This is a genomic window from Acidobacteriota bacterium (genome assembly GCA_016196035.1).
Lineage (GTDB): Bacteria > Acidobacteriota > Blastocatellia > RBC074 > RBC074 > JACPYM01.
Map to the genome: position 1 here is coordinate 78,386 of JACPYM010000104.1, position 22,466 is coordinate 100,851.

Sequence of the window (22,466 nt, forward strand, 5' to 3'; positions counted from 1 at the left end):
TCGGGCGCCTGGGCGCTCGGGCCGCTCGGCGGCGGCTGAGTGTAGCGCAGTCTGGCGGGGCTGGGAATGGCAGGCGGAAAACAATGCCGAATCGCGCCGCTCACCTCAGGCAAATGCCGCCACAGCGATTTGATAGCGCGCTGGCAACTTACGCTGGCCGCGCCGCACTTCATCCAACCGATGCAAGGTCTCGGCCGTCAAGTAACTCTCGCCACAGTGGCGGCAAACGATCACCGGCACATCTTCGATGACGAGCATCGCCGCGCCCTTGCCAATCACTTGTGGACGTTTGACGACTTGCGCCGCTGTGTGACCGCAGCTTTCACATAATTGCTTCACAGACTTGTTGATGTTTTTTGCTGACATCATCAGGATGAGCCGCCCCGGCCTTCGCTCACGCTACCAGACGGCGCGGCCCGCTTGATTTTCGGATGCGGTCACCCGCATCGCCGGACGACGCACTGGACTCCCGGTGTACGCTCACGGCAATCGCTTGCCGCAACTCTGACGGTCAGGAGTACTCGAACCGGACACAACACGAAAGCCGATAAAGAGGCCGCGGTTGCCGGGCGTATTATTGTTACGATTGGCCGAGCGGCAGTTCCTTGAATTGTTGTTCCAGGAACCGCCGCGCAGCACCCGGCGGTGGCGTCACCCGCTTTCAGCTCCTCGCAAAAGCGAGAGTGCTGAAAACCTGTCGGCGCAACTGCCACGTATCGCCGTGGGCCAGATGCGCGTTCCAACTTTGCAATGATTGCTTGATCTCATCCCAGCCAGCCAGTCTGTCACGATAAGCCGCCCGCCAGCGGTGAAAGCGCAGTCGCGCGCGTTGCAGGTTCGAGTTACGCACGCGCAGGCGGTCGGGCAAAACGCGAAAGCCAACAAAGCTGACGCCGTGGCGCGTCTCGAACAACTGACTTTTGATGGGGTGAATCTGCAAGCGCAACCCGGCCAGATAATCTTCAATGCGTTGGCGCCCTTCGGCCAGTGCCGCGTGGTCAGCGCCAAACAACGCGAAATCATCCACGTAACGCACGTACTGACGCACGCCCAATTGCTCCCGGACGAAGTGATCCAATCCGTTCAAGTAAACGTTGGCAAAAAACTGGCTGGTCAAATTGCCAATGGGCAACCCGCGCCGCCGCGTGTGCGGCGTGAATAAATCGTCGCCGGGAAAATAACTGAGGGCTTCATCCTGTGGGTTGCTGGCGTCAATGATCGTCTCGATCAGCCAGAGCGTCGCGGCGCATTTCAGCTTGCGCCGGATGACCTCTTTCAAAATGGCGTGGTCAATGCTGGGGAAGTATTGGCGGATGTCGCATTGCAGCACGTAGCGGTTGTTGCGTGCGTATTGCGTGAACCGCCGCAACGCGCGATGTGTGCCGTAACCGACCCGATTGGCATGCGAAGCCCCCAGAAACGTGCGCTCAAAAAGCGGCGCGATCACATTGCACAACGCGTGATGCACAACACGGTCACGATAAGGCGCGGCAGAAATCATCCGCTGCTTTGGCTCGACAATCTGAAACGTCGTGTAAGGGCCGGGGCGGTAAGTCTGGCTTTCAAGCTCAGCCTGTAATTGCAACAGTTCTTCGGCCAGCCGCGCGTTAAAGCGCAGCACGTTCGGTTGATAACGTTTGCCGCGTTGCGCCTGTTGCGCCGCCGCCAGCAGGTTGTTGAAATCAATCACCTGCGGCCACAGGTTGCCGTGTCGTTTCATGATGTTGTTGTTTGATCCAACTGCCCAGACTTTGACCGACCGTGTTGACGAGTTTTGAGAGATGTTGATATTGCCCGCCGTCAATCAGCTTGAATGACAATAGCAAGCGGGCCTGTTGCCGCAAGAGTTCAAGGCGCAAATTGCTTGCCTCGAGTTGCGCCAGTTTCTGTTTGGCATACCGCGCCCGAATCAACTCTTCCAACAGTTCATACAGACTGTTGATGATGCGTTCGCCCAAAGTGAAGCGGTGATCGCGCGGTAAACGATTGAGCAAGGGAACGTACCACAAAATCAAATCACGCGTCTGTTCAATGACCGACAATTCGCCCGGCGGTGTTTTTTTATGCATGCGTCAAAAAATTTCATGTGCGCTTCGCGCACAGTGTAAGAGGGTAAAGAGGGTAAAAGTGCAGAGGGTTACGGAGTCCTCGAACCGGACACAACACGAAAGCCGATAAAGAGGCCGCGGTCGCCGGGCGAATAATTGAAACGAAGGGCCGAGCGGCAGACCCTAGAATAGTAGTACCAGGAACCGCCGCGCAGCACCCGGTACGTCCCATTATCTGGCCCCTTTGGGTCAATTTGGTTTCCCGCAACGTAATCGCCATACCAATCGGCGCACCACTCCCACACATTACCGTGCATATCATAAAGTCCCCAACGATTGGGCGACTTGCTGCCCACCTCGTGCGTGCCATTACCATTCGGCTTTAGAAAGTCGTCATAATACTTTTGCGCATTCCTACCGCTCTTGACCCACTCCTTCAGGCTATCACGTTGAGCCTTGCCACTATTGTCACCATACCAAGCCATCGTCTCCAGATTACCCGCGTAATCACCTGTCGTCTCTGCCCGCGCCGCATATTCCCATTCAGCCTCTGTCGGCAGGCGATAAGTGAAGCCATCGTTGCGTTGATTCAACTTCTGAATAAATTCCTGCGCTTCTTCCCAACTGACAAAGTACATCGGCTGTTTCGGCCCGACATTCGAGAGATTGTAATTCGGATTGGCCTTATCCCTTTGCTGTTGCACCGTCGTCTCCATAACTGCCTGCCATTGCTGTTGCGTGACTTCAAAACGCCCCAGATAAAAAGGCTGGCTGATGGTCACGCGGTGTTGCGGTTTTTCATCTTTGAATAAATCCGCTGTCACCTGGCTGTCAATCAGCTTGTTGGCCTTCACAATGCGCTCAATATCCGCGTCCGTCGAACCCCTCATAAAACTACCCGCTGGAAGGTAGACAAACTCCATCCCCAGATTGTTCTTGCGAATCGTGCCAGCCGCCGGCGCCGGTGCAGGTGTCGGCGTTGGTGTCGGCGTCGCTGGTGGTAAAGGTGTCGGAGTTGGAGTTGGTTTGGGACGAAGCAGTTCGGCTCGCCGGGCACGCGCGGCAGAGGCGAATTCGCCATTCGGGTAATCAGCCAGAAACTTATCGAACATCGCCGGATCGGCGCTGTTTTTGATCGTGTTCCAGATGGCCTTTTCGATAGAAGGCGTCGGCGCGGGTGTAGGCACCGGCGTTGGCTTGGGTGTCGGGCGTGCCGGACGCAGCGTTGGTTTTGGTGTTGGGCGTGGGATCTGCGCACCGGCTGGTGCCAGCCAAATCAGTGAAGCCAGCAAAGAAAACCCCAAAATCAAACGAGCTGTTGTTTGCATAAATTTTCGCCCGGTGTTGGCAACAATGTTAGCGCCAGCGGCGCGGCATCTTTATAGCCTGAGTGCGTCGCTTGCGCCAAGCTGCATAGCAGCGACATCTGACAGATGTCGCTGCTATGCAGCTTGGGATCAAACGTCACGCGAATTCTATAAACATTTGGCTCCGCTGGAGCCGGAGCGCGGGACGGTACCGCGCGTGTGAGCAAGCGGCGCGTCAAACTCGTGCGGCTTGGCTGAATTGCAAAGCCTCCGCTTGCTCACGCGCGCGGTACCGTCCCGGAATTACTGCTAAGGTTTGGCAGCTTTCCGCACCGGGAGCTTGACCGCCAGCGGTTTGTCGCTTGACGGTAATGTCGTCACCCGCGCGCCATCCGCTTGCGCCCCGCGCTGTTTGGCTTGGCGTTCCAGCTCAGCCAGCGCGGACTGTTCCGCTGTAGTCAGTGACCGCAAGCTAGCGGCATCCAGAAAAGCCGGCTTCTTCAATTCCGCCGGCGAAAAGACGAGTGTGAATTCCGCAGTCTGTTTGTCGCCGCTCAACATCAGCGGCCTTTTGGGTGGAAAAATAAACTCCTTCCCCGCCGTCAATCGGTTGCTGCTGCCGGTCACTTCATAAGCGTGCCGATTGGTCAACAGCGTGATCGGGATCGGAGGCTTCTGGTCATCCAACGCCACCAGATAAAGATAGCCATTCTGCTGCGGTTTGAAATGCAGACGGAAGCTGCCATCGGTTGCGTCCTTCTGTTCGTAGCGCAAGACCTCAATCGGTTCGGGTAATGGCGGTGGCTTGGTTGGCTCAACACCCGGCGCAGGAGCTGGTTTGGCTACAAGTTGCGTTTGACCATCACTTGACCGCGCAGCACTCCAAAGCCAATAGCCAACCAGCGCCGCCAACAACAACGCGCCCGCCAGTATTGCCCATCGTTTGCGGCCTTGGCCGGGCGCTGGCGGACTAAGCGGCGGCTGATTTCGTTTGCGCAATTCCTCTTCTTGGCGGCGCTGTATTTCACGTGCGTGGGCTTCGCGCAGTTGGCGGTCATTCTCCTCTTGTTGCTTTCGTTGGGCTTCAGCCAATCGTTGCCGCTCGGCTTGCTCTTGTTGGCGACGAGCGGCCTCTTCGCGTTGCAGGCGTTCCGCGTTGGCGCTTTCGGCGACAGCGCGCAAACGGGCGTCTTCGGCCCTGCGCTGTTCCGCTTGTTGCTGTTTGAGTTTGTGCGCGGCATCCAGCGAACGTTGCTGCGCGCCGTGCTTCAACGCACGCAACAACTCGTCCCAGCCGTCTTCTTCATAAAGAAACACCCAGTTGATTTCACGCAAATTATCAGGAATCTCATCCGCTTCGATGGGTTCCAGCAGCACAGGGATCAAGTAGATGTCATCGCCCAGCATCTGCTGCCATAGGTCTAACGCCATTTTGATTTCGTATTGAACAAAGCCGCGTTTTTTGACCGTGTGGTTCGAGAGGCAGAGCACGAAGAAATCCGTTTTCCGAATGGCCTCCTCAATCGCGGGCCGCCAGCGTTGGCCGGGCACCAAATCAACCTTGTCCATCCAGGGCGTGAAGCCCGCGCCGGCGAGCCGTTGGCGCAGTTCGCTGACAGGCTTGAAATCTTCGCGGGCATAGCTGATGAAAATCTGAGTCATAGGGGGTGATGCTGATTTTGCCGGTTGCGGTCTGGTGTTGAGCTTGCGAGCACAATCAAGCAACCGATTTTTCCACAAAGGCACACGCAGCAGACACAAAAGGAAAGCGGCAAGCTCCTCTTTCTTTCTCTCTTCGTGCGTCTTCGTGTGGCTTCGTGGGAGAAAGATGGTTTGCTTGAAATCCCTTTAGCGCAGGTATTGTTTTTCAATCGCCATAATTTTGGCAACCCTTTTGCCGTGGCGCGCCTCGCCTTCGGGCGTATTCAGCCAAGCTTGAACGATGGCGCGCAGTTGTTCCGGCGTTTGCAGCTTGCCGCCCAGCGTCAGCACGTTGGCGTAATTGTGCTCGCGGCTGTTGCGCGCGCTGACTTCGTCATAACAGAGCGCGGCACGCACGTCGGGCACTTTATTCGCGGCCATACATGAGCCGATGCCCGCGCCGTCCACGATGATGCCCACATCGCACACGCCATCGGCCACGGCGCGCGCGACGGCGTGGGCAAGGTCGGGGTAATCCACAGCCTCGGTCGAATGCGTGCCGAAGTCGCGCGTGCTGTAACCGAGTTCAGCCAGAAAAGTTTTCAGCGCCTCTTTCATTTCATAACCGCCGTGATCGGCGCCGAGCGCGATGATGCGTTGTTTATCGGCGCGGCTGGATTGGGCGCGATAGCGGATTTCGATGGCGCGTTCCCGCAACACATCTTGCGCGGCGGGGGTGATGATGGCGTCGGCGCGGACGAGCAGTTTGCCGCCGTTGGGAAGATCGAGCACATCGCTTTCGGTGATGACGTGCTTGACCGATTCGTCAATTACATCGGCGGCAACTGGCGGTGCTTGGCCGCCGATCTGTTCGGTGAGGGCGGCGCGGACGAGTTGTTGAATATCTTCGCGGTTCATTTCACCTCAGTGCCATCAGCGATTCCGAGCTTTTGCCGTAGTCGCAAGTTTTCCCGCCGCACGAGCAAAAGTTGGCGTTCTGTTTCCTCACTCTCACGTTCCTGTCGAGCTTCTATCTGCGCCAGCGTCGCCCAGATACGATCCATCCCTTCGCGGAAACGCCGGTTGTGTTGTTCGCTCTCCAATTCGCGTTGTGGACGTTCAGCCTCCATGCGATCCATCAATACCATACAGTCATCAAGTATGGTTTCAAGCTGGCGCGCTTCGGCGTCGGGAATTTCAATGGTCATCTTCAAACTCCTTTCACATTCAGCCTACAGCCAATCCGGCTCTTCCGAAAAGAACTGCTTGATCCCGCGCATCGCTTGCGCCGTGCGTTGTTCATTTTCGATCAAGGCAAAGCGCACATAAGCATCGCCTGCCTGCCCAAAACCAATCCCTGGCGAAACAGCCACGCCCGCGCGCTGGATCATCTGTTTGGCGAATTCGAGCGAACCGGCTTTGGCGAACTGTTCTGGAATTTTCGCCCAGACGAACATCGTGCCTTTGGGCGCGGGCACATCCCAGCCAAGCGCAGCCAGGCCGCGAATCAGGGCATCGCGGCGCGTGCGATAGACCTCGGTAATCTCCGGCACTACGTCATCGCAATCGCGCAAGGCAATGATCGAGGCGATTTGAATCGGCTGGAACATGCCGTAATCCAGATAGCTCTTGATGCGCGTCAACGCATAGACGACCTGCGGATTGCCGACGCAAAAGCCCACGCGCCAGCCGGCCATCGAGTAGCTTTTCGACATTGAGAACATTTCGACCGCGATGTCCTTTGCGCCTTTGACTTGCATGATGCTGGGCGCTTGATAGCCGTCGAAACACAGATCGGCGTAGGCGAAATCGTGAATCACCAGATAGCCGCGCTCTTTGGCGAGGGCGACAACTTCCTCAAAAAAGCTCAGCTCCACGCATTGCGTCGTCGGGTTGTGCGGGAACGAGAGCACCAGAATTTTGGGCTGCTGCGCGCGCGGGTATTCCAACTGGCGCAAGGCTTCGAGCGTCGCTTGCGGGCCTTCGTTGATGGGCAACTTGACGATTTCGCAACCGGCAATCGTCGCGGCGAACGAATGAATCGGATAGCTGGGGTCGGGCACGATCACTTTGTCGCCGGGTTCGACGAGCGCCATCACCAGATGCGAAAAGCCTTCTTTGGCGCCGATGGTGGCGATGGCTTCGGTTTCGGGATCAATGGCGACACCGAAGCGGCGTTCGTACCAGCGCGAGATTTCGAGCCGCAAATTCGGGATGCCTTTGGATTGGGAATAGCGATGGTTGCGCGGGTTGCGCGCGGCTTCGCACAGCTTGTCCACGATGGCGTCGGGCGTGGGCAGATCGGGATTGCCCATGCCCATGTCAATGATGTCTTCCCCACGATGCCGCGCTTCCATCTTCAACTGGTTGATGACCGCGAAGACGTAAGGGGGCAATTTTTCGATGAGGGGAAACCGGTAATTCATAAACGTCGGTACCTGCTTTCTACTTGATGGTAATTATTCGTGTCAGTAGCCCGCGCGTGAGCAAGGGCTCAACTGGTGAAGAAAAAGCCCTTGCTCACGCGCGGGCTACTGACACGAGCGAATTCAGTGAATTGACAGTTCAAAGGCGCGGCTCTTATAGTGCCGCTCGCCTTTCTGTTTCATTCTTTCAAACAAATTGTTATTGCCTGGTGTACAGCGGACTGCCAGTCCGCTGTGGTTTCGGCCAGTGTACAACTAGCCGAGCTTGCCAGCGGACTGACAGTCCGCTGTACATTTTTTCGAGGAGCTATTGCGAATGTCACCTACATCCGCCACGTCGGAATTCAACAACCCCAAGATCGAAGTCATGATCACGGCTGATGAAATTCAGCAGAAGATCAAAGAGATCGGCGCGGCGATTGCCCGCGATTATGCGGGCCGCAAACCCGAACTGATTTGCGTGCTCAAGGGCGCGCTCGTGTTTATGAGCGATTTGATTCGCGCCATTGACCTGGAACTCAGCCTGGATTTCATCGCCGTCTCCAGTTACGGCAAAGGCGTCAGCACAACCGGCGAAGTCCGCATCATCAAAGACCTGGACGAACCGCTGGCCGGGCGCGACATCATCCTGGTCGAAGACATCCTCGACACCGGTTTGACATTGAATTATCTGGTCAACAGTTTTCGCGCGCGTGGAGCAACCTCGGTCAAGATCGTTACCTTACTCAACAAACCAGAAAGGCGCAAGGCACAGGTAAATGCCGATTACATCGGCTTCACCATCCCCGATAAATTCGTGGTTGGCTACGGCCTGGACTTCGCCGAACGCTATCGCAACCTGCCTTATATCGGCGTGGTCAAGGAATCGTGATGGCAGCATTGACGGGCAAAATCGCGCTCATCACCGGCGCGAGCAGCGGCATCGGCAAAGGTATCGCAGAGGCGTTTGCGGCGGCTGGCGCGCAGTTGGTGCTGACGGCGCGGCGGGCTGAGTTATTGACGCAACTCGCCGAAACACTGCCGACTGAAGTGCTGGCGCTGCCCGCTGATGTGACTGACGAAACGCAGGTGCAGGCTGTCTTCCAGCAAACGGTGCAACGCTTCGGGCGGCTGGATATTCTGGTCAATAACGCGGGCGTTTTTGACGGCGGGCCATTGGATGAATTGTCGCTGGCGACCTGGGAAAAGGTGATGGCGGTCAATTTGCGCGGCCCGTTTCTCTGCACGCGCGAAGCCTTGCGCCTGATGAAACCGCAAGGCAGCGGCCGCATCATCAACATCGGCTCGATCTCGGCTCAACGAGTGCGACCTAACTCCGCGCCTTACAGCACCAGCAAATTCGGCCTCGCAGGTTTGACGCAAGTCACCGCGCTCGAAGGCCGCAGCTTTGGCATCACCTGCGGCTGCATTCATCCCGGCAACACTGCGGTCGAAACGCTTGCCGATGCGCAACGACGCGCGCACGAACCCGTGATGCAAATCGCCGAATGGGCGCAAGTCGCCGTGACGATGGCGGCGCTGCCCGCCCACGTGAATCTATTGGAAGCCATCGTGCTGCCGCGCGAGCAGCCTTATCTGGGGCGCGGCTAGGGCGCGGATCAATCCATTCCATGTCTTCTCGCTTCGCCAAAGGGAACGGCAATCAGACAATGCGTCACTTCTGTATCAGCGCCACGCGGCGGCTCGTGCTGGCCTTACTGGTTTGCGGCTGCACCTATCCCGCCCTCGCACAAAGCTGGACGATCACGCTCGAAGAACTCACCGGCATTTACCGCCGCGACAATGAAGTCGTGAGCGCGCGCTTGAGCTTTGCCGCGGGCGCAGCACGCGCTGAGGCCTTGCGCGTCATTGCGCCCACTGGCCGCGTAGTGCGTTCACAACTCGCGGCGGTCGAAACGCATGCCGACGGCTCACTGAAAGCCGCTGAATTGCTCTTCCCTGCCGCGCTGATTCCCGGCGAACGCCCACAGTACCGCTTGCTGGCCGATGCGCAGCTCAAACTACCTATAAACGATTCTTCCATTGTCGCCCGGCGCGTCGGCAGTTCGCGTTTTGAGCTGGCGAATGAACGCTTTGGCGTGTTGTTGAATCTGGGGTTGGAAGGCACCGAACCTGCGCTCGTCGCGGCCTTCAACAAAACGGCGGGCGAGCAGCGCATGCTCAATCTGATAGACACGACGCCAGAGGTGAAAGACACGCCTGCCAGCGGCAAAGCGGGCGCGGGCTTCGGTTCATTCCTAGCCGGGCAGCAACGAGCAGGCGCATTTGAGCAAGTCGAGATTCTCGAAGCCGGGCCATTGCGTGCGCGCGTGCGCTTGCTGGGCGCGCGGCTCGGCGCACAACGGGAAACGTGGGAATTCGTCTGGCTGGCGGGCAGCCCTGTGTTGCAATGGCGCGCGTGGCTGGATGGCGGCACGGGCGCGAATTACGGATTCTTTTTCAATGCCGTTTCGGCTACGCCCAACTTGCCGTTTGATCGTTGGATGGAAGGTTCCGAAGCGATCAAATTCCCTGACGGCTGGGAGACCGACAATCCGCCCGATCATCTGGTCAGGACGCAAGGCGCGCGGGATTTCGACGATCTGCCGGGCCGCCATTTCGTGTTTTATCAGCGCGCGGAAAATTACGGCGCGCTCGGCATCTTTGAAACCGATCCGACGCTGGCCTGGCGCGGTATCGGTGCCAATCAGTTTTTCGCTCAAGCCCCGCTCAGCGCCAACAAACGCACGATTGAAACGGCGCTCGCGTTCCCGCGTTGGAAAGGAACCGAGACGATCCTGGAAGCGCGTTCGGAATATCGCCGCTTCACGCAACCGATTTTGTCCGTCGTCAGTCGCGCGCCGTCAGTTGAACGTGGCCGCATCGCTGAAGCCACACCTGACGAACGGTTGCGGCAAAGCGTCGCGGCCCGCCCGACGGCTGAATTGCAGCGCGAAGCCGCTGCGCACATTCTCGATGTCAGTCTCAACGGCGCTTGGAAACTCAATTTCACCGAGAAGTCTGAAGGCGAGAAGCAAGGATTCTATCGCGCGGATTACGACGACAGCGGCTGGCGTGCGGTGCAAGTGCCCGGCTCGGCGCATACGCAATGGCTGGCGGCGGCGCAGCTTTACACGCGCGAGGCCGAATGGGTCAGTGAGAAAGAATGGTGGTATCGCCGCGCGTTTCGCGCGCCTGCCGGAACGCAAGACAAACGGCTGCGGCTGCGTTTTGAAGCGACCGATTATTACGCCGACGTTTATCTCAACGGCGCATTGCTAGGGCGGCACGAAGGTTACATTGACCCGTATGAATTCGAGCTTGGCGATAAGCTCAAGCAAGAGGGCGAAAACGTAATCGCCGTGCGCGTCTGGACGCCTATCAGTTATTACTGGCGGCATCGCCCCTGGACGATCAAAGGCTCGTATGGCGCGGTAGATCAAAAGCCTGACAACATCACGCCGCTCGGCATCACACGCCCCGTTCATTTGCTCGCCGGCGGGCCGGTCGTGATTCACGAAGTTGCCGTAGACACGCGCCTCAACCGCGATGGCAGCGCCGATGTGGTCGTTGATCTGACGCTCGACACCGCGCAAGCTGTCACAGACAGCGAGTTGACGCTGACGCTCACGCCGCGCAATTTCAGCGCGCCCACCGGGCTGGAATTAAAAGCACTGCTTAACCTCGAAGCAGGCAGCACCACGCGCCGTTTCGTCTTGCACGTCGCGCAACCGCAACTCTGGTGGACGTGGGATCACGGCCAGCCGAATCTGTACACGCTCGCGGCGCGCATTGCCCACGCGGGCGCGCTGTCCGATCAATATGCCTGCGCCGTCGGCATCCGCGAAATCGAACACGTGGATTGGAAGTTTTATCTCAACGGCAAGCGGCTGTTCATTCGCGGCACGAATTCGTATTACCACCTGTTTCTTTCCGAAATGCGGCGCAGCGATTATGAGCGCGACCTGCGGCTGATGCGCGGGATGAACATCAACATGATTCGGCTGCATTGCCATTTCAGCAATCCGGAGTTTTATGACCTGGCCGATGAGCTGGGAATTCTGCTCTGGCAGGATTTTCTGGAAGCCGCCTATCCCGAAGACCGCGACTTCGCGCTCAAGGCCGCCGCGCTGTATGACCCGCACATCCGCTACGTGCGCAACCACCCGTCGGTGGCGCTCTGGGCCACAAGCGATGAAGAGTCGCTGGAAAATTACCGCGTGCTGACCAAGCATCTCGAACCGCGCCTGTACGCGCTCGACCCGCAACGACGGCCCGTCGTGCGTTCGACCGGGCGTTATGGCGACGGACATATTTATTACGGCTGGTACGGCGGCTCGATTTGGGAATACGCCGGGATGAACGAGAAATTCGTTTCGGAATTGGGCGCGACGGCCTTGCCCGATTATGAAAGCCTGATTAAATTCCTGCCCAATCACTGGCCCATCAAAGAGCACGAAGAGGAATGGATTTTCCGCAAGCTGCAAATCCCCGAAGCCATGCGCGCCTGGGGCGAGCCAGGCTCGCTGACGTTGCAGGAATACATTCCGCAAACACAGGCCTATGTCGCGCGGCTGTTTCAATTGGCGATAGAACGGATGCGGCGGCAGAAATACGCGCCGGCGGGCGGCATCCTGCATTTTCACGCCATTGATTTGTGGCCTTCGGTGACGATGGCGGCGCTGGATTTTTACCGCCGCCCGACCAAAGCCTACGCCACCGTGCAGCGTTCGTTTCAACTGGTGCTGCCCTCGTTCGCCTATGACCGCGACACTTGGTCGCCGCCAGAAACGGTCAAAACGGCATTGTGGCTGATCAACGATCACTGGTATGCCGTGCCCAATGCGCAAGTCACGTGGCGGCTGGTAGACAGCGCAGGCCGCGTCGTCACGTCAGGCCGCGCGCCGCAAGCCGTGACGCTGGCGGCGGATTCCTCGCTGAAATTGCTGGACGTGACGTTTCTCGCGCCAGCCGTTGGCAAGTACACGCTGTGGGCGACAATTGCCGATGAACGTGGAAATGTCGTGAGCGAAAACAACTATGAGTTCCAGGTGAAATAAACCTATCACCCCGCTTTGGCAGGCAGCGAAACTTCCAGCATTTCCAACCCGGCGCACGCGCGCAACACATAATCGTGCCCTGCCGGAATGACGCAACTGTCGCCTGCCTGCAAACGCTGCTTGCCTGCGGCGTGGCTCTCGAAATCCGCTTCACCCTGCAACACAAAGACGAATAAAAACTCGCCCGTGTGCCCAGGCATCTCTGCTGTCGTCGCTTTGGTGGCCCGCACGACGCGCGCATCAGCCAAGCCATCGGTGGCTGCGGCAATGCCCGTGTCACGCGCCTCAAACCCATCCACGCGCCACGGCAGCCAGTGCGCCTCACGCGCGTGATGACGCACGAAGCGTTGCCCGTTGAATAGCCGCGCGGGCAGCACCTGCGGCGTAGGCAATGAGAGTTCGTGATCAACCCAGGTTTCGTGTAGGGCCGGACAACCAATCTCAATGACTTCCAGCCCCGGCGATGAGGCCAACACCCGATGGCGGATTTCCGGTGGTTGCAGCACGCAATCGCCCGCTGTCAGCACAAACGGCGGCCCCTGATCTTCATAGACCACGCGCACCCAACCCGCTTTGCAATAAATCATCTGAAAGCGAACCTTGTGGTAATGCACATAATCAGGCACGTCGCCCCCGCCCGGAATGCGGATGTGCGAAGCGATGAAACGCCCGCCCAAACGGCCCGGAATTAGATCGCGGTATTGCATCCCCGCGCGTCCCTCGTGCCACGCCTCGCCGGCGACTAAGCGGTTGATGATGAATTGATCAGGGAGCGGTGCAGGCTCGGCATTCGCCAGCGGGGCGGCGTTGGCCGTCAGGCGCAAAGTCAGGCCTTGCCCGGAAACGACGGCGAATTGCGGCGCATCCGCGGGCAAAATCATGTCCAAATGAAATCCCAGGCGTTGCGTGAAATAGGCCAGCGCCTCGGTTAAATCAGGAACGGACAAAACCAGCGGTTCGAGCTTGGAGTCTTGCGTCATAGCGGGCACAGGGTATCACTTTTCCACGGCTGACCGCATTGCTACGCGGTTTGAATAGAAGCCTACACCTATCGGGTTTACACCATCGTTAGTCCTGTCGCAGCGCCATCATCGGATCAACCTTCGTCGCCCGCCGCGCCGGAATCCAGCAGGCCAGCAGGGCCACCGTGGTCAGCAAGAGAGCGATCAAAACCATCGTCAGAGGGGCGGTCGTACTGACCCCAAAGAGCAGCGTCTTCAGCAGGCGGGTCAACACCCAGGCGCCGCCCAATCCGATTGCCACACCGGCAAGCGCCAGCGTCATGCCCTGCCGAATCATTAACCACAGCACGTGTCTCGTTTGCGCACCCAGCGCCAGCCGAATGCCGACCTCGTGCGTGCGCTGCGTCACGGTGTAGGCCATCACGCTGTACAAGCCAAGCGCCGCCAGCAGCATGGCCAGCAGCGCGAACAGGCCGAACAGCAAGGCGCTGAAACGCGGTTGCGCCACGGCATTGCCCAGATACTGTTCCAACGTCTTCACGTCGCTAAGCACGATTTCGCGGTCGAGCGCCGCCACTTCGTGCTGCACCGCGTTGGCCAGACTGGCGGGCGAGCCTTGCGTGCGCACGACCAGACTCATCTGGCCCAGAAACGGCAATTGCGCGTAGGGCATGTACAATTCCGGGCTGTATTCCTGGCCCAGTTCCGTCCGGTGCTTCACATCGCGCACGATGCCGACAATCTGAAACTTCGTTGTGCCGGTTTCGCCAAAGGGCAGTTCCAATCGTTTGCCCAGCGGCTCTTCATTCGGGAAGTAAAGCTTGGCGAGCGTCTGATTGATGATGACGACGGGCGTGGCTTTCAATCCGTCCTGCGCGGTGAAATCGCGTCCGGCCAGCAGCGGAATCTTCACCGTCCGGTAGTAATTCAGATTCACCCAGCGCATGTCGGCGTGGGGTTCTGCGCCCGTTGGCGCGCTGCGGCCTTCGATCTGGAAGCTGCCTCCCGCGTCATTGTCGCTGATCGGCAGCGGCAAAATGGCGCTGGCCTCGATGACGCCGGGCAGCGCCCGCACACGTTCCTGCAAGCGCTGGTAAAAGACGATCTTTTGCTCCGGCTTGGCGTATTGCGCCTCCGGCAATTCCACTGTCGCGGTCAGGACATTGTGCACGTCGAAGCCCAACTCAACGCGTTGCAATTTGATGAAGGTCTGCACCAGCAGCCCCGCGCCGACCAACAGCATCAGCGCCAGCGCCACTTCGGCCACGATCAGCGCGCCACGCAAGCGCGCCTTGCCGGAACTCGATGAGCCGCGCGCGCCGTCTTTCATCGCTTCGGTCAGGTCTACTTTTGAAGCTTGCAGCGCGGGCGCCAGGCCGAAGACGATGCCGGTCAGCAGCGCGACCGTGAACGTAAAGCCCAGCGCCCAGCGGTCGAGCGCGATTTCAGCCAGGCGCGGCAAATTTTCCGGGATGAAGCGCAGCAACGCTTCCATTCCCCACCACGCCAGCAATAAGCCCAGCAGCCCGCCGCCCAGGCTGAGCAAAACGCTTTCGGTCAGTAATTGCCGGACGATGCGCGCGCGGCCCGCGCCCAGTGCGGTGCGCACGGCGATTTCTTTGTACCGCGCCGTCGCGCGCGCCAGCATCAGGTTGGCGACATTGGCGCAGGCAATCAGCAGCACGCAACCCACCGCCGCAAACAGCACCAGCAGTGACTTGCGGTAATCGCCGACCAGGTTGCGGTGCAGCGGCAACAGAATGATTCCCTGGTTGGTATTGTTGTCGGGGTATTCTTTTTCCAGATTGGCGGCCAGCAATTTCATGTCCGCCTGCGCCTGCGCCAGGTTGACGCCGGGTTTCAGGCGTCCGACGGCGTGCAACATGCGGTACCCGCGCCGTTCGGTGACCGGCTTCTTCCCGTTCGCCGATTCCGCATCTGTCGCCAGCGCTACCCAAACCTCGACTGCCTCCGCTTGAATCGGAAACTGAAAGCCCGGCTGCGTCACACCGACGATCTGAAACTGTTTACGATCCAGCGTCAGCGTGCGCCCGAGGATGTCAGGAGCCGCGCCGAACCGCTGTTGCCAGGCGCTATAGCTGAGGATGGCCGCGCGGTTGACACCCGTGCCGCCAACCCTCTCATCCGCCCGCGTGAAAGTCCGGCCCAGATACGGCTTGGCTCTGAGCAGGTCGAACAACTCCGCCGAAACCACCTGCCCGCTCAGATGCGCCGGGGCGTCGTTCCCGGTCAGCGTAAATGTCGCCGTGTGATATACCGCCACGGCTTCGAACGACTGATTGCGTGCGCGCCAGTCAAAGAAATCGGGATACGAACTGGAATCTTCTACCTCGGCCCCGGGGTGGCGTACATCCGTCCCACCAAGCGCCACCAACCGTTCCGGTTCCGCATAAGGCAGCGGACGCAACAGCACAGCGTTGACCACACTGAAAATCGCTGTATTCGCGCCGATGCCCAACGCCAGGGTCAGCAAGGCGATCAGCGTAAAGCCGGGTTGCTTGACCAGCATCCGCACGCCATAGCGCAAGTCTTGTAAGAAGGTTTGCATGGGTTCCTCCGAAAGGAGATCGCTAGAGCGGTTTGCAATTGCATCTATGGGGAGATTGCGCCGGGACAGTACCGCGTGCGTCAGCAAGCGGAGAAGACGGCGCGTTTGTGCCGCTGTACCTGGCTTGACGCGCCGCTTGCTCACGCGCGCGGTACTGTCCCACGCCGCGCTTTTCCCGTACATCGAAGTGCAAACCGCTCTAGTTGCTTTACGCGGATCAGTTCAGGGCCAGCCGCACGCCCTCATCCATCATCTGCGCCGTCTTGACCAGCGAAGTCGCTTCGCAATAAATGCGCAACACCGGTTCGGTGCCTGATTGGCGGAAGAGGATCCAGCTTTCATCTTCAAACAGCAGCTTGGCGCCGTCGAGCGTCGCCACGCCCGTGACTTTGTAGCCGCAGAATTCCCCCGGCGTTTGCTCGCGCATTGCGGTGACCAGTTGTTGACCCTTCTCAATCGGCACGTGCAAATCGCGGCGCTCGAAATGGAATTCGCCGAACTCCTTCCAAATGTCGCGCACGATTTCTGACGGCGGTTTACCAGCGGCCAACACGGCTTCGAGCAGGCAGAGACTATTGAGCACGCCATCGCGTTCGGGAATGTGGCCGCGCACGCCGATGCCGCCAGACTCTTCGCCACCGATCAGAAAGTCGTTGGCTGGGTCGAGCATGATTTCGCCGATGTGTTTGAAGCCGATGGGCGTCTCGAACAGGCGGAAGCCGTAGCTTTCGGCGATGCGCCGCACGATGACCGATTGCGAAAAGGTGCGCGCGACCGACCCCTTCAAGCCTTTGCGCCGCACCAGGTGCAACAACATAATCATCAGGATTTGATGCGTGTTGATGTATTCGCCGCGCTCATCCATTGCGCCCACGCGGTCAGCGTCGCCATCCGTGACCAGCGCCAGCAACGCGCCGCGCTCTTTGATCGTTTGCGCAGTCAGCGCCAGATTCCACGGCATCGGTTCGGGCAAGACGCCGCCGAACATGGGATCGCGGTCGCCGCGAATCGTTTCCACTCTGAGCTTGCCGCCCTTCAACAAATCCTCAATCCAATGCCCACCGGTGCCGTGCATGGGGTCGGCGATGACCAGCGCGTCGGTCTGTTTGAGCGCAGCGATGTCCACAAAGTTTTCGACGTGGCGGCGGTAATCGTCGGGCGGCGCAATCACACGCGCCAAGCCCTGCGCTTCGGCCTCGGCGAATGACAAACGCTGCGGCGGATGCGCGCCCAGCAGGGCTTCGATCTGATTGGTGATCGCGGGCGTAGCGGAGCCGCCATACGGCGCTTTGAATTTGAAGCCATTGAATTCGGGCGGATTGTGCGACGCCGTGATGACGATGCCGCCATCCAGCCCGCGCCGTTTGACCTCAAACGAAACCAGCGGCGTCGGCACGTCTTCATTTAGCAAATCTACCTTGAAGCCGTTGCCCGCAAACACCTCGGCGGTGCGCAGGGCGAAATCCGCCGAGGCAAAGCGCCGGTCATAGCCGACCAGCATTGCGGGGGGATCATTCAGCGGCGTGGTTTTGACGTAATCGGCAACGGCCTGCGTCGCGATTTCGACGTTGGCATAGGTGAAGTCTTCGGCAATGCGCGCGCGCCAGCCGTCCGTTCCAAATTTGATCTTAGCCATATTTTGAATGCGGAGTGCGGGGCGCGGAATGCGGAATGCGGCCAATGAATTCCGCATTCCGCGCTCCGCATTCCGCACTCAGATGATTGTGTAATCGGTCAGCGAACTCTTGTCGCCCAGAATGGCGCCTTCGATGGTGGTGTTGCGCCCGATGATGCCGCCTTTGCCGATGAACGAGCGGCGCACGACAGCGGACTGGCCGACGCGCGTGCTCGACCAGAGGACGGAATTTTCGATGCGGGCGCGCTCTTCGATGACGCAGTTGGCGCCCAGCACCGAATTGATGATTTCCGCGCCGGGTTTCAAGATGCAGGTCGGATGCACGATTGAGAGCTTGTCTATCTTTGCCGTCTCACCCTCGACTTGCGCGGCGTCGCGCGGTGGCCGCGTCAATTGAAAGGTCTTGATGCGCCCATTCAACAAATCATCGTGCGCTTGCAAGTAACGTTGGGGCGCGCCGATGTCCAGCCAGTAATCGTACCAGCCATAGGCATAAAACGCCGCGCCCGCCGCCACCAGTTTGGGAAACAGCCCCAGTTCAAACGAATAGTTCTCTTCGTCGGGAATGAGTTCGAGCACGCGCGGTTCGAGCACATAAATGCCCGCATTGATTGTCTTGCACACCGCCTCTTCCGCCTTCGGTTTCTCGACGTAACGCAACACGCGGCCCGTCTCATCCGCTTCGATCATGCCGTACAGGCTGGGGTTTTCGACCGGCACGGTGACGATGGTGGCGAGCGCTTCTTTGCGGTGGTGATAGGCGACCAGTTCGGCCAGATTCACGTTGGTCAGGATGTCGCCGTTGAGCACGACTGTCGCCGACTTGCTGCCGGTGTGCGCGTGTTTGAACGCGCCCGCCGTGCCGAGCGGATCGGCTTCGACGGTGTAACGGATACGCACACCGTGTTCGGAGCCATCGCCGAAGACCTCTTCAATTTTGTTGGGTTGATACGACAGCGAGAGCGTGATGTCGGTGATGCCGGCGCGTTTGAGCAGTTCGATTTGATAATGGAGGAAAGGCCGGTTGGCCACCGGGACAATCGGTTTCGGCGTATGAATCGTGAGCGGCCGCAACCGAATGCCTTTGCCGCCAGCCAAAATCAACGCTTGCATGGAAGGTTGGAATTCCCCTTTCGCTTGCTAAATCTTCCCGTTGGAAAGGGCCGTTAGGAAGGGCGGCGTGCTCGCAACGAGGCGCGAGTGTAGCACTGGGTTCGGGGATTACCAAACAACTTGGGCCGCCCAAACAGGGCTTTTGCAAAGTCCTCAAAACATCCGCCCAAGACCTTTGGCTGACGCCTGATTCCTGACCCCTGATTCCCGACAAATTGAAAATCAGCCGGTATATTCATTTGTCAGGAATCAGGAACCGGGCATCAGGCATCAGTCAAACCGTTCGAGCGCCCGCGCTGGCGACTTTGCAAAAGCCCTGGCCGCTCAAATAAGAGCACCCAAGCTTGTGCGCCCAAGTGGCGCATGGTTTATAATCGCGCCCGGAAATTCGGTAAACATCACGCAACGAAACGCCCAACCCAACCCAACCCTTTTCCCCAGATTCGTTGTCACTTACTCGTGCCCTGCCCTCTTTTGAGAATGCCTCGATTTTATTTGGCGCTTATGAACTACCGGTACCAGTTTGTTTGGCACACCACCGCATGGCGGTTGACGGCTTGGCTGGCGTTGCTGTGCGGCTGCCTCTGGCCCTGGCACGCACCAGCAATACTTTTGTCAACGGCCAACGTGCGGCCAGCAGCAGCCGCCGAAAAGCTGGGCAAGTTGCCTTTGAGTTTTGAAGAAAACCGTGGGCAGATGGCGGCGGAAGTGCGTTTCTTTGCGCGCGGTCAAGGTTACGGGGTGTATTTGACGGGGCAAGAAGCGGTCTTGCATTTGCCAAGCGACAACGGCTCCTGCAATGCGCAAGCTCGCTTGCGCTGGCTGAATGCACAGCCGTCAACGCCCGAACCACTCGACGCCTTACCCGGCAAGAGCAATTACTTCATCGGCAATGACCCACGGCAGTGGCGCACCGATGTGCCAACCTTCGAGCGGGTGCGCTACCGCCAGCTTTATCCCGGCATTGATCTGATCTTTTATGGCCGCCAGCGCGCCTTGGAATACGATTTCGTGCTGGCCCCGCAGGCCGACGCGGCGCAGATCAACTTGGCTTTCAGCGGCGCGGACAAACTTGAACTGAACGAACAGGGCGATTTGCTGGTGCATACGAGCGCGGCGGTTGTGCGGCAGCATCGCCCGGTCGCCTATCAACAAACGGCGCAGGGCCGCGTCAACGTTGCAGCAGAGTTCGTATTGAACGACGACCAACTCAGCTTTCGCCTGGGTGCTTACGATCACAGCTTGCCCGTGGTGCTTGATCCGCTGGTGCTGTATTCCAGTTACCTGGGCGGCGATAACCGCGACAGCGCATACGGCATCGCCGTTGATCACGAAGGCAGCATCTTTTTGACCGGCCAAACCTATTCGCCCAACTTCCCCGTTAAAGCGCCCGTAGACACCCAACTTGACGGCACCAACGACGCTTTTGTGTTGAAGCTGGATGCGAGCGGCTCGCGCTTGTTGTTCTCGACCTTCATCGGCGGGCGCGGGTCGAATGATCGCGGCTGGGCGATTGCAGTGGATGCGGCGGGCAATGTGTATTTTTGCGGCGAGACCAATTCGCTGAATTTCCCCACAGCCAACGCGGTGCAATCCATCACGCGCGGCAACGGCGACGCCTTCGCGGTGAAACTCAACATCGCGGGGAATGTGCTGTTGTATTCGACCTATTTGGGCGGCTCGCTCAGCGATGCGGCCTACGCCATTGCGCTGGATCGCTTCGATAACGCTTACATCACCGGGCGCACCGACTCGGCGAACTTCCCAACCAAGAATGCGCTGCAAGCGAATCTGCGCGGCACCCGCGACGCCTTCATTTTGCGGCTTGACCCGGATGGCGTATTGATCGCTTCGACCTATTTCGGCGGCCCGCCCGCCACATTGGGAGGCCGCGATGCCGAAGCCGGCTACGGCATCGCCGTGGATAGCCAGCAAAACGTTTATGTGACGGGCTATACCTCATCGCCGCAATTTACGGTGGCGAATCCGGTGCAGGTCAATTTCGGCGGCATCGAGGACGCCTTTATCGCCAAGCTGAATCTGCCCGCCGCTCAATTGATTTATTCCACCTATCTGGGCGGCCAGGACGCGGATGTCGGGCGCGGCATCGCGGTGGATGCGTTCGGCAATGCGTATGTCACGGGCGTCACGCTTTCGACCGACTTTCCCCGCCGCAATGCGTTGCAACCCAATCCAGGCGGCGCAGCGGATGCGTTCGTCGCCAAGCTAAATGCCAAAGGAGCGGCGCTGGTCTATTCCACCACGCTCGGCGGCAGCGGTGATGAAAACACCGAGCAAATCACCGATCCCGAACCTGTGGGCAGCATTGCCGTGGATGCGCTGGGTTATGTGTATCTGACCGGCAAGACTGAATCCTCGAACTTCCCGCTGGCCCGCGCGCTGCAACCGCAAAAGAACGGCGACAACGATGCGTTCATCACCAAACTCGATCCGGCGGGTTCAACGCTGATTTACTCGACCTATTTCGGGACTTCTTTCGTGGGCAACAATGGGCTGGAAGAACGCGGCTCAGGGTTGGCGATTGATGGCGGTAACGTTTATGTGACAGGGCAAATGCTCGGTTCGGACTTGTTCACGCTCGCACCTTTTCAAAACAAGTATGGCGGCGGCCTGAGCGATGCTTTCATCACCAAAATCAGCACGCCCGACATCACGACCATCGCGCCGGTTTCCGCCGCCAGTTTCAACGGCGTGCAACTCGCGCCCGAATCCATCATCGCGCTCTTTGGCAGCGGCCTCGCGTCCGATACGCAAGCCGCCACCACGCTGCCCTTGCCGTCCAGCCTGCAAGGCAGCAGCGTCAAAGTGACCGACCGCAATGGCGTCGAACGCCTGGCTCCCCTGTTTTTCGTTTCGCCCAATCAGATCAACCTGCTCATCCCGCCCGGCACGGCCATTGGCGCAACACACTTGACCGTCACACCCAAAGACGGCCCCGCCCTCAGCGCCATCGTCCAAATCGAAGCCGCCGCGCCGGCCCTCTTCACGGCAACCGCCAGCGGGCAGGGCTTGGCCGCCGCCGTCTCGTTGCGTATCAAGGCCGACGGCACACAGATTTATGAACGCGTTGCCGAATTCGATGTGGCGCAACAACGCTTCGTGCCCGTGCCGATTGATCTGGGCGCGGCGACGGATCAAACCTTCCTGCTGTTGTTTGGCACGGGCCTGCGCGGACGCAGCAACCTGGCCGCCGTGCAAGTGCGCATCGGCGGCCTCACCGTGCAACCGCAATCGGTCGGCCCGCAAGGCGATCTGGTCGGGCTGGATCAAATCAATCTGCCCTTGCCGCGCAGTCTGGCTGGCAGCGGCAGTGTCACGATTGAGTTGACGGTGGATGGGTTGATTGCGAATCCGGTGATGGTGAGCATTCGTTGAAAGTTCGCCGCTGAGGTTTACTTTGCTGATAGACAACGCAGCGCAACCTGCCGAGCATTCGTTTCTACACAAGTCTACCGGCTCCGAGAAAAGCCCTGAAAGGGCGTAATTCAATAGCCGTGGGCAACGCCCACGGAACGGTTCGGGAAGAATTTTCGGCCCTGAAGGGGCCGCATTCGACGTCGAGTCCGGCCCCTTCAGGGCCGTAGAACCTGCTGACGGCCTACCGTGGGCGTTGCCCACGGCTATTGAATGCTGCCCTTGCAGGGCAAAGACACAGAGCGTCAGACTTGTGTAGAAACGAATGCTGCCGAGGTTGCGCGGCTTCA

At 59.0% G+C, this 22,466-nt stretch carries 17 protein-coding genes; 4 read left to right on the top strand and 13 right to left on the bottom strand.

What is annotated here, in order from left to right; all coding sequences use genetic code 11:
- Nucleotides 1-105: 105 nt before the first annotated feature.
- The 9 genes from HY011_29590 to HY011_29630 all read right to left on the bottom strand — a co-directional run bounded on the left by HY011_29590 (nt 106) and on the right by HY011_29630 (nt 7,422).
- On the bottom strand, nt 106-366 hold the full coding sequence (locus tag HY011_29590) for a YgiT-type zinc finger protein (protein MBI3427102.1): 261 nt from the start codon (nt 364-366) through the stop codon (nt 106-108).
- A gap of 114 nt (nt 367-480) precedes the next feature.
- The gene (locus tag HY011_29595) at nt 481-639 is read right to left on the bottom strand and encodes a hypothetical protein (GenBank protein ID MBI3427103.1); all 159 of its coding nucleotides are present in this window, start codon (nt 637-639) and stop codon (nt 481-483) included.
- 22 nt (nt 640-661) lie between these two features.
- On the bottom strand, nt 662-1,720 hold the full coding sequence (locus tag HY011_29600) for an RNA-directed DNA polymerase (GenBank protein ID MBI3427104.1): 1,059 nt from the start codon (nt 1,718-1,720) through the stop codon (nt 662-664).
- A complete protein-coding gene (gene avd / locus HY011_29605) occupies nt 1,683-2,069 on the bottom strand; it encodes a diversity-generating retroelement protein Avd (protein ID MBI3427105.1) in 387 nt (128 codons plus the stop codon). The genes HY011_29600 and avd overlap by 38 nt, the downstream gene beginning before the upstream one ends.
- A gap of 68 nt (nt 2,070-2,137) precedes the next feature.
- On the bottom strand, nt 2,138-3,376 hold the full coding sequence (locus HY011_29610) for a formylglycine-generating enzyme family protein (protein MBI3427106.1): 1,239 nt from the start codon (nt 3,374-3,376) through the stop codon (nt 2,138-2,140).
- Nucleotides 3,377-3,664: 288 nt separating this feature from the next.
- Nucleotides 3,665-5,017, bottom strand: a complete 1,353-nt coding sequence (locus HY011_29615) for a TIR domain-containing protein (protein MBI3427107.1) — start codon at nt 5,015-5,017, stop codon at nt 3,665-3,667.
- 186 nt (nt 5,018-5,203) lie between these two features.
- On the bottom strand, nt 5,204-5,914 hold the full coding sequence (gene rpiB / locus HY011_29620; GenBank protein MBI3427108.1) for a ribose 5-phosphate isomerase B: 711 nt from the start codon (nt 5,912-5,914) through the stop codon (nt 5,204-5,206).
- Nucleotides 5,911-6,204, bottom strand: a complete 294-nt coding sequence (locus HY011_29625) for a hypothetical protein (protein MBI3427109.1) — start codon at nt 6,202-6,204, stop codon at nt 5,911-5,913. The genes rpiB and HY011_29625 overlap by 4 nt, the downstream gene beginning before the upstream one ends.
- Before the next feature lie 24 nt (nt 6,205-6,228).
- Complete coding sequence (locus HY011_29630) at nt 6,229-7,422, bottom strand: aminotransferase class I/II-fold pyridoxal phosphate-dependent enzyme (GenBank protein ID MBI3427110.1); 1,194 nt, start codon at nt 7,420-7,422, stop codon at nt 6,229-6,231.
- Nucleotides 7,423-7,738: 316 nt separating this feature from the next.
- Here HY011_29630 and hpt point away from each other — a divergent pair, with 316 nt between their 5' ends.
- Genes hpt through HY011_29645 form a run of 3 tightly spaced genes read left to right on the top strand, consistent with a single transcriptional unit; the run spans nt 7,739 to nt 12,461 of the window.
- Nucleotides 7,739-8,293 (top strand): hypoxanthine phosphoribosyltransferase, encoded by a 555-nt coding sequence (gene hpt / locus HY011_29635; protein MBI3427111.1) that lies wholly within the window; start codon nt 7,739-7,741, stop codon nt 8,291-8,293.
- On the top strand, nt 8,293-9,012 hold the full coding sequence (locus tag HY011_29640) for an SDR family oxidoreductase (GenBank protein MBI3427112.1): 720 nt from the start codon (nt 8,293-8,295) through the stop codon (nt 9,010-9,012). Before hpt ends, HY011_29640 begins: the two co-directional genes overlap by 1 nt.
- Before the next feature lie 59 nt (nt 9,013-9,071).
- The gene (locus tag HY011_29645) at nt 9,072-12,461 is read left to right on the top strand and encodes a beta galactosidase jelly roll domain-containing protein (GenBank protein MBI3427113.1); all 3,390 of its coding nucleotides are present in this window, start codon (nt 9,072-9,074) and stop codon (nt 12,459-12,461) included.
- A 5-nt stretch (nt 12,462-12,466) separates the two neighbouring features.
- On the opposite strand, the gene HY011_29650 is transcribed toward HY011_29645, so the two are convergent.
- The 4 genes from HY011_29650 to HY011_29665 form a co-directional block, all read right to left on the bottom strand.
- Complete coding sequence (locus HY011_29650; GenBank protein ID MBI3427114.1) at nt 12,467-13,441, bottom strand: cupin domain-containing protein; 975 nt, start codon at nt 13,439-13,441, stop codon at nt 12,467-12,469.
- An 88-nt stretch (nt 13,442-13,529) separates the two neighbouring features.
- Nucleotides 13,530-15,992, bottom strand: coding sequence for an ABC transporter permease (locus HY011_29655; protein MBI3427115.1), 2,463 nt, complete (start codon nt 15,990-15,992; stop codon nt 13,530-13,532).
- A 217-nt stretch (nt 15,993-16,209) separates the two neighbouring features.
- Nucleotides 16,210-17,628: a phosphoglucomutase/phosphomannomutase family protein gene (locus HY011_29660; protein ID MBI3427116.1), complete on the bottom strand. Its 1,419-nt coding sequence runs from the start codon at nt 17,626-17,628 to the stop codon at nt 16,210-16,212.
- Nucleotides 17,629-17,706: 78 nt separating this feature from the next.
- On the bottom strand, nt 17,707-18,741 hold the full coding sequence (locus HY011_29665) for an NDP-sugar synthase (protein ID MBI3427117.1): 1,035 nt from the start codon (nt 18,739-18,741) through the stop codon (nt 17,707-17,709).
- A gap of 612 nt (nt 18,742-19,353) precedes the next feature.
- On the opposite strand from HY011_29665, the gene HY011_29670 reads away from it, so the two are divergent.
- Nucleotides 19,354-22,137 carry an SBBP repeat-containing protein gene (locus tag HY011_29670; protein ID MBI3427118.1) on the top strand — a complete coding sequence of 928 codons (2,784 nt, stop codon included), beginning with the start codon at nt 19,354-19,356 and terminating at the stop codon, nt 22,135-22,137.
- The last annotated feature ends 329 nt before the right edge of the window (nt 22,138-22,466 follow it).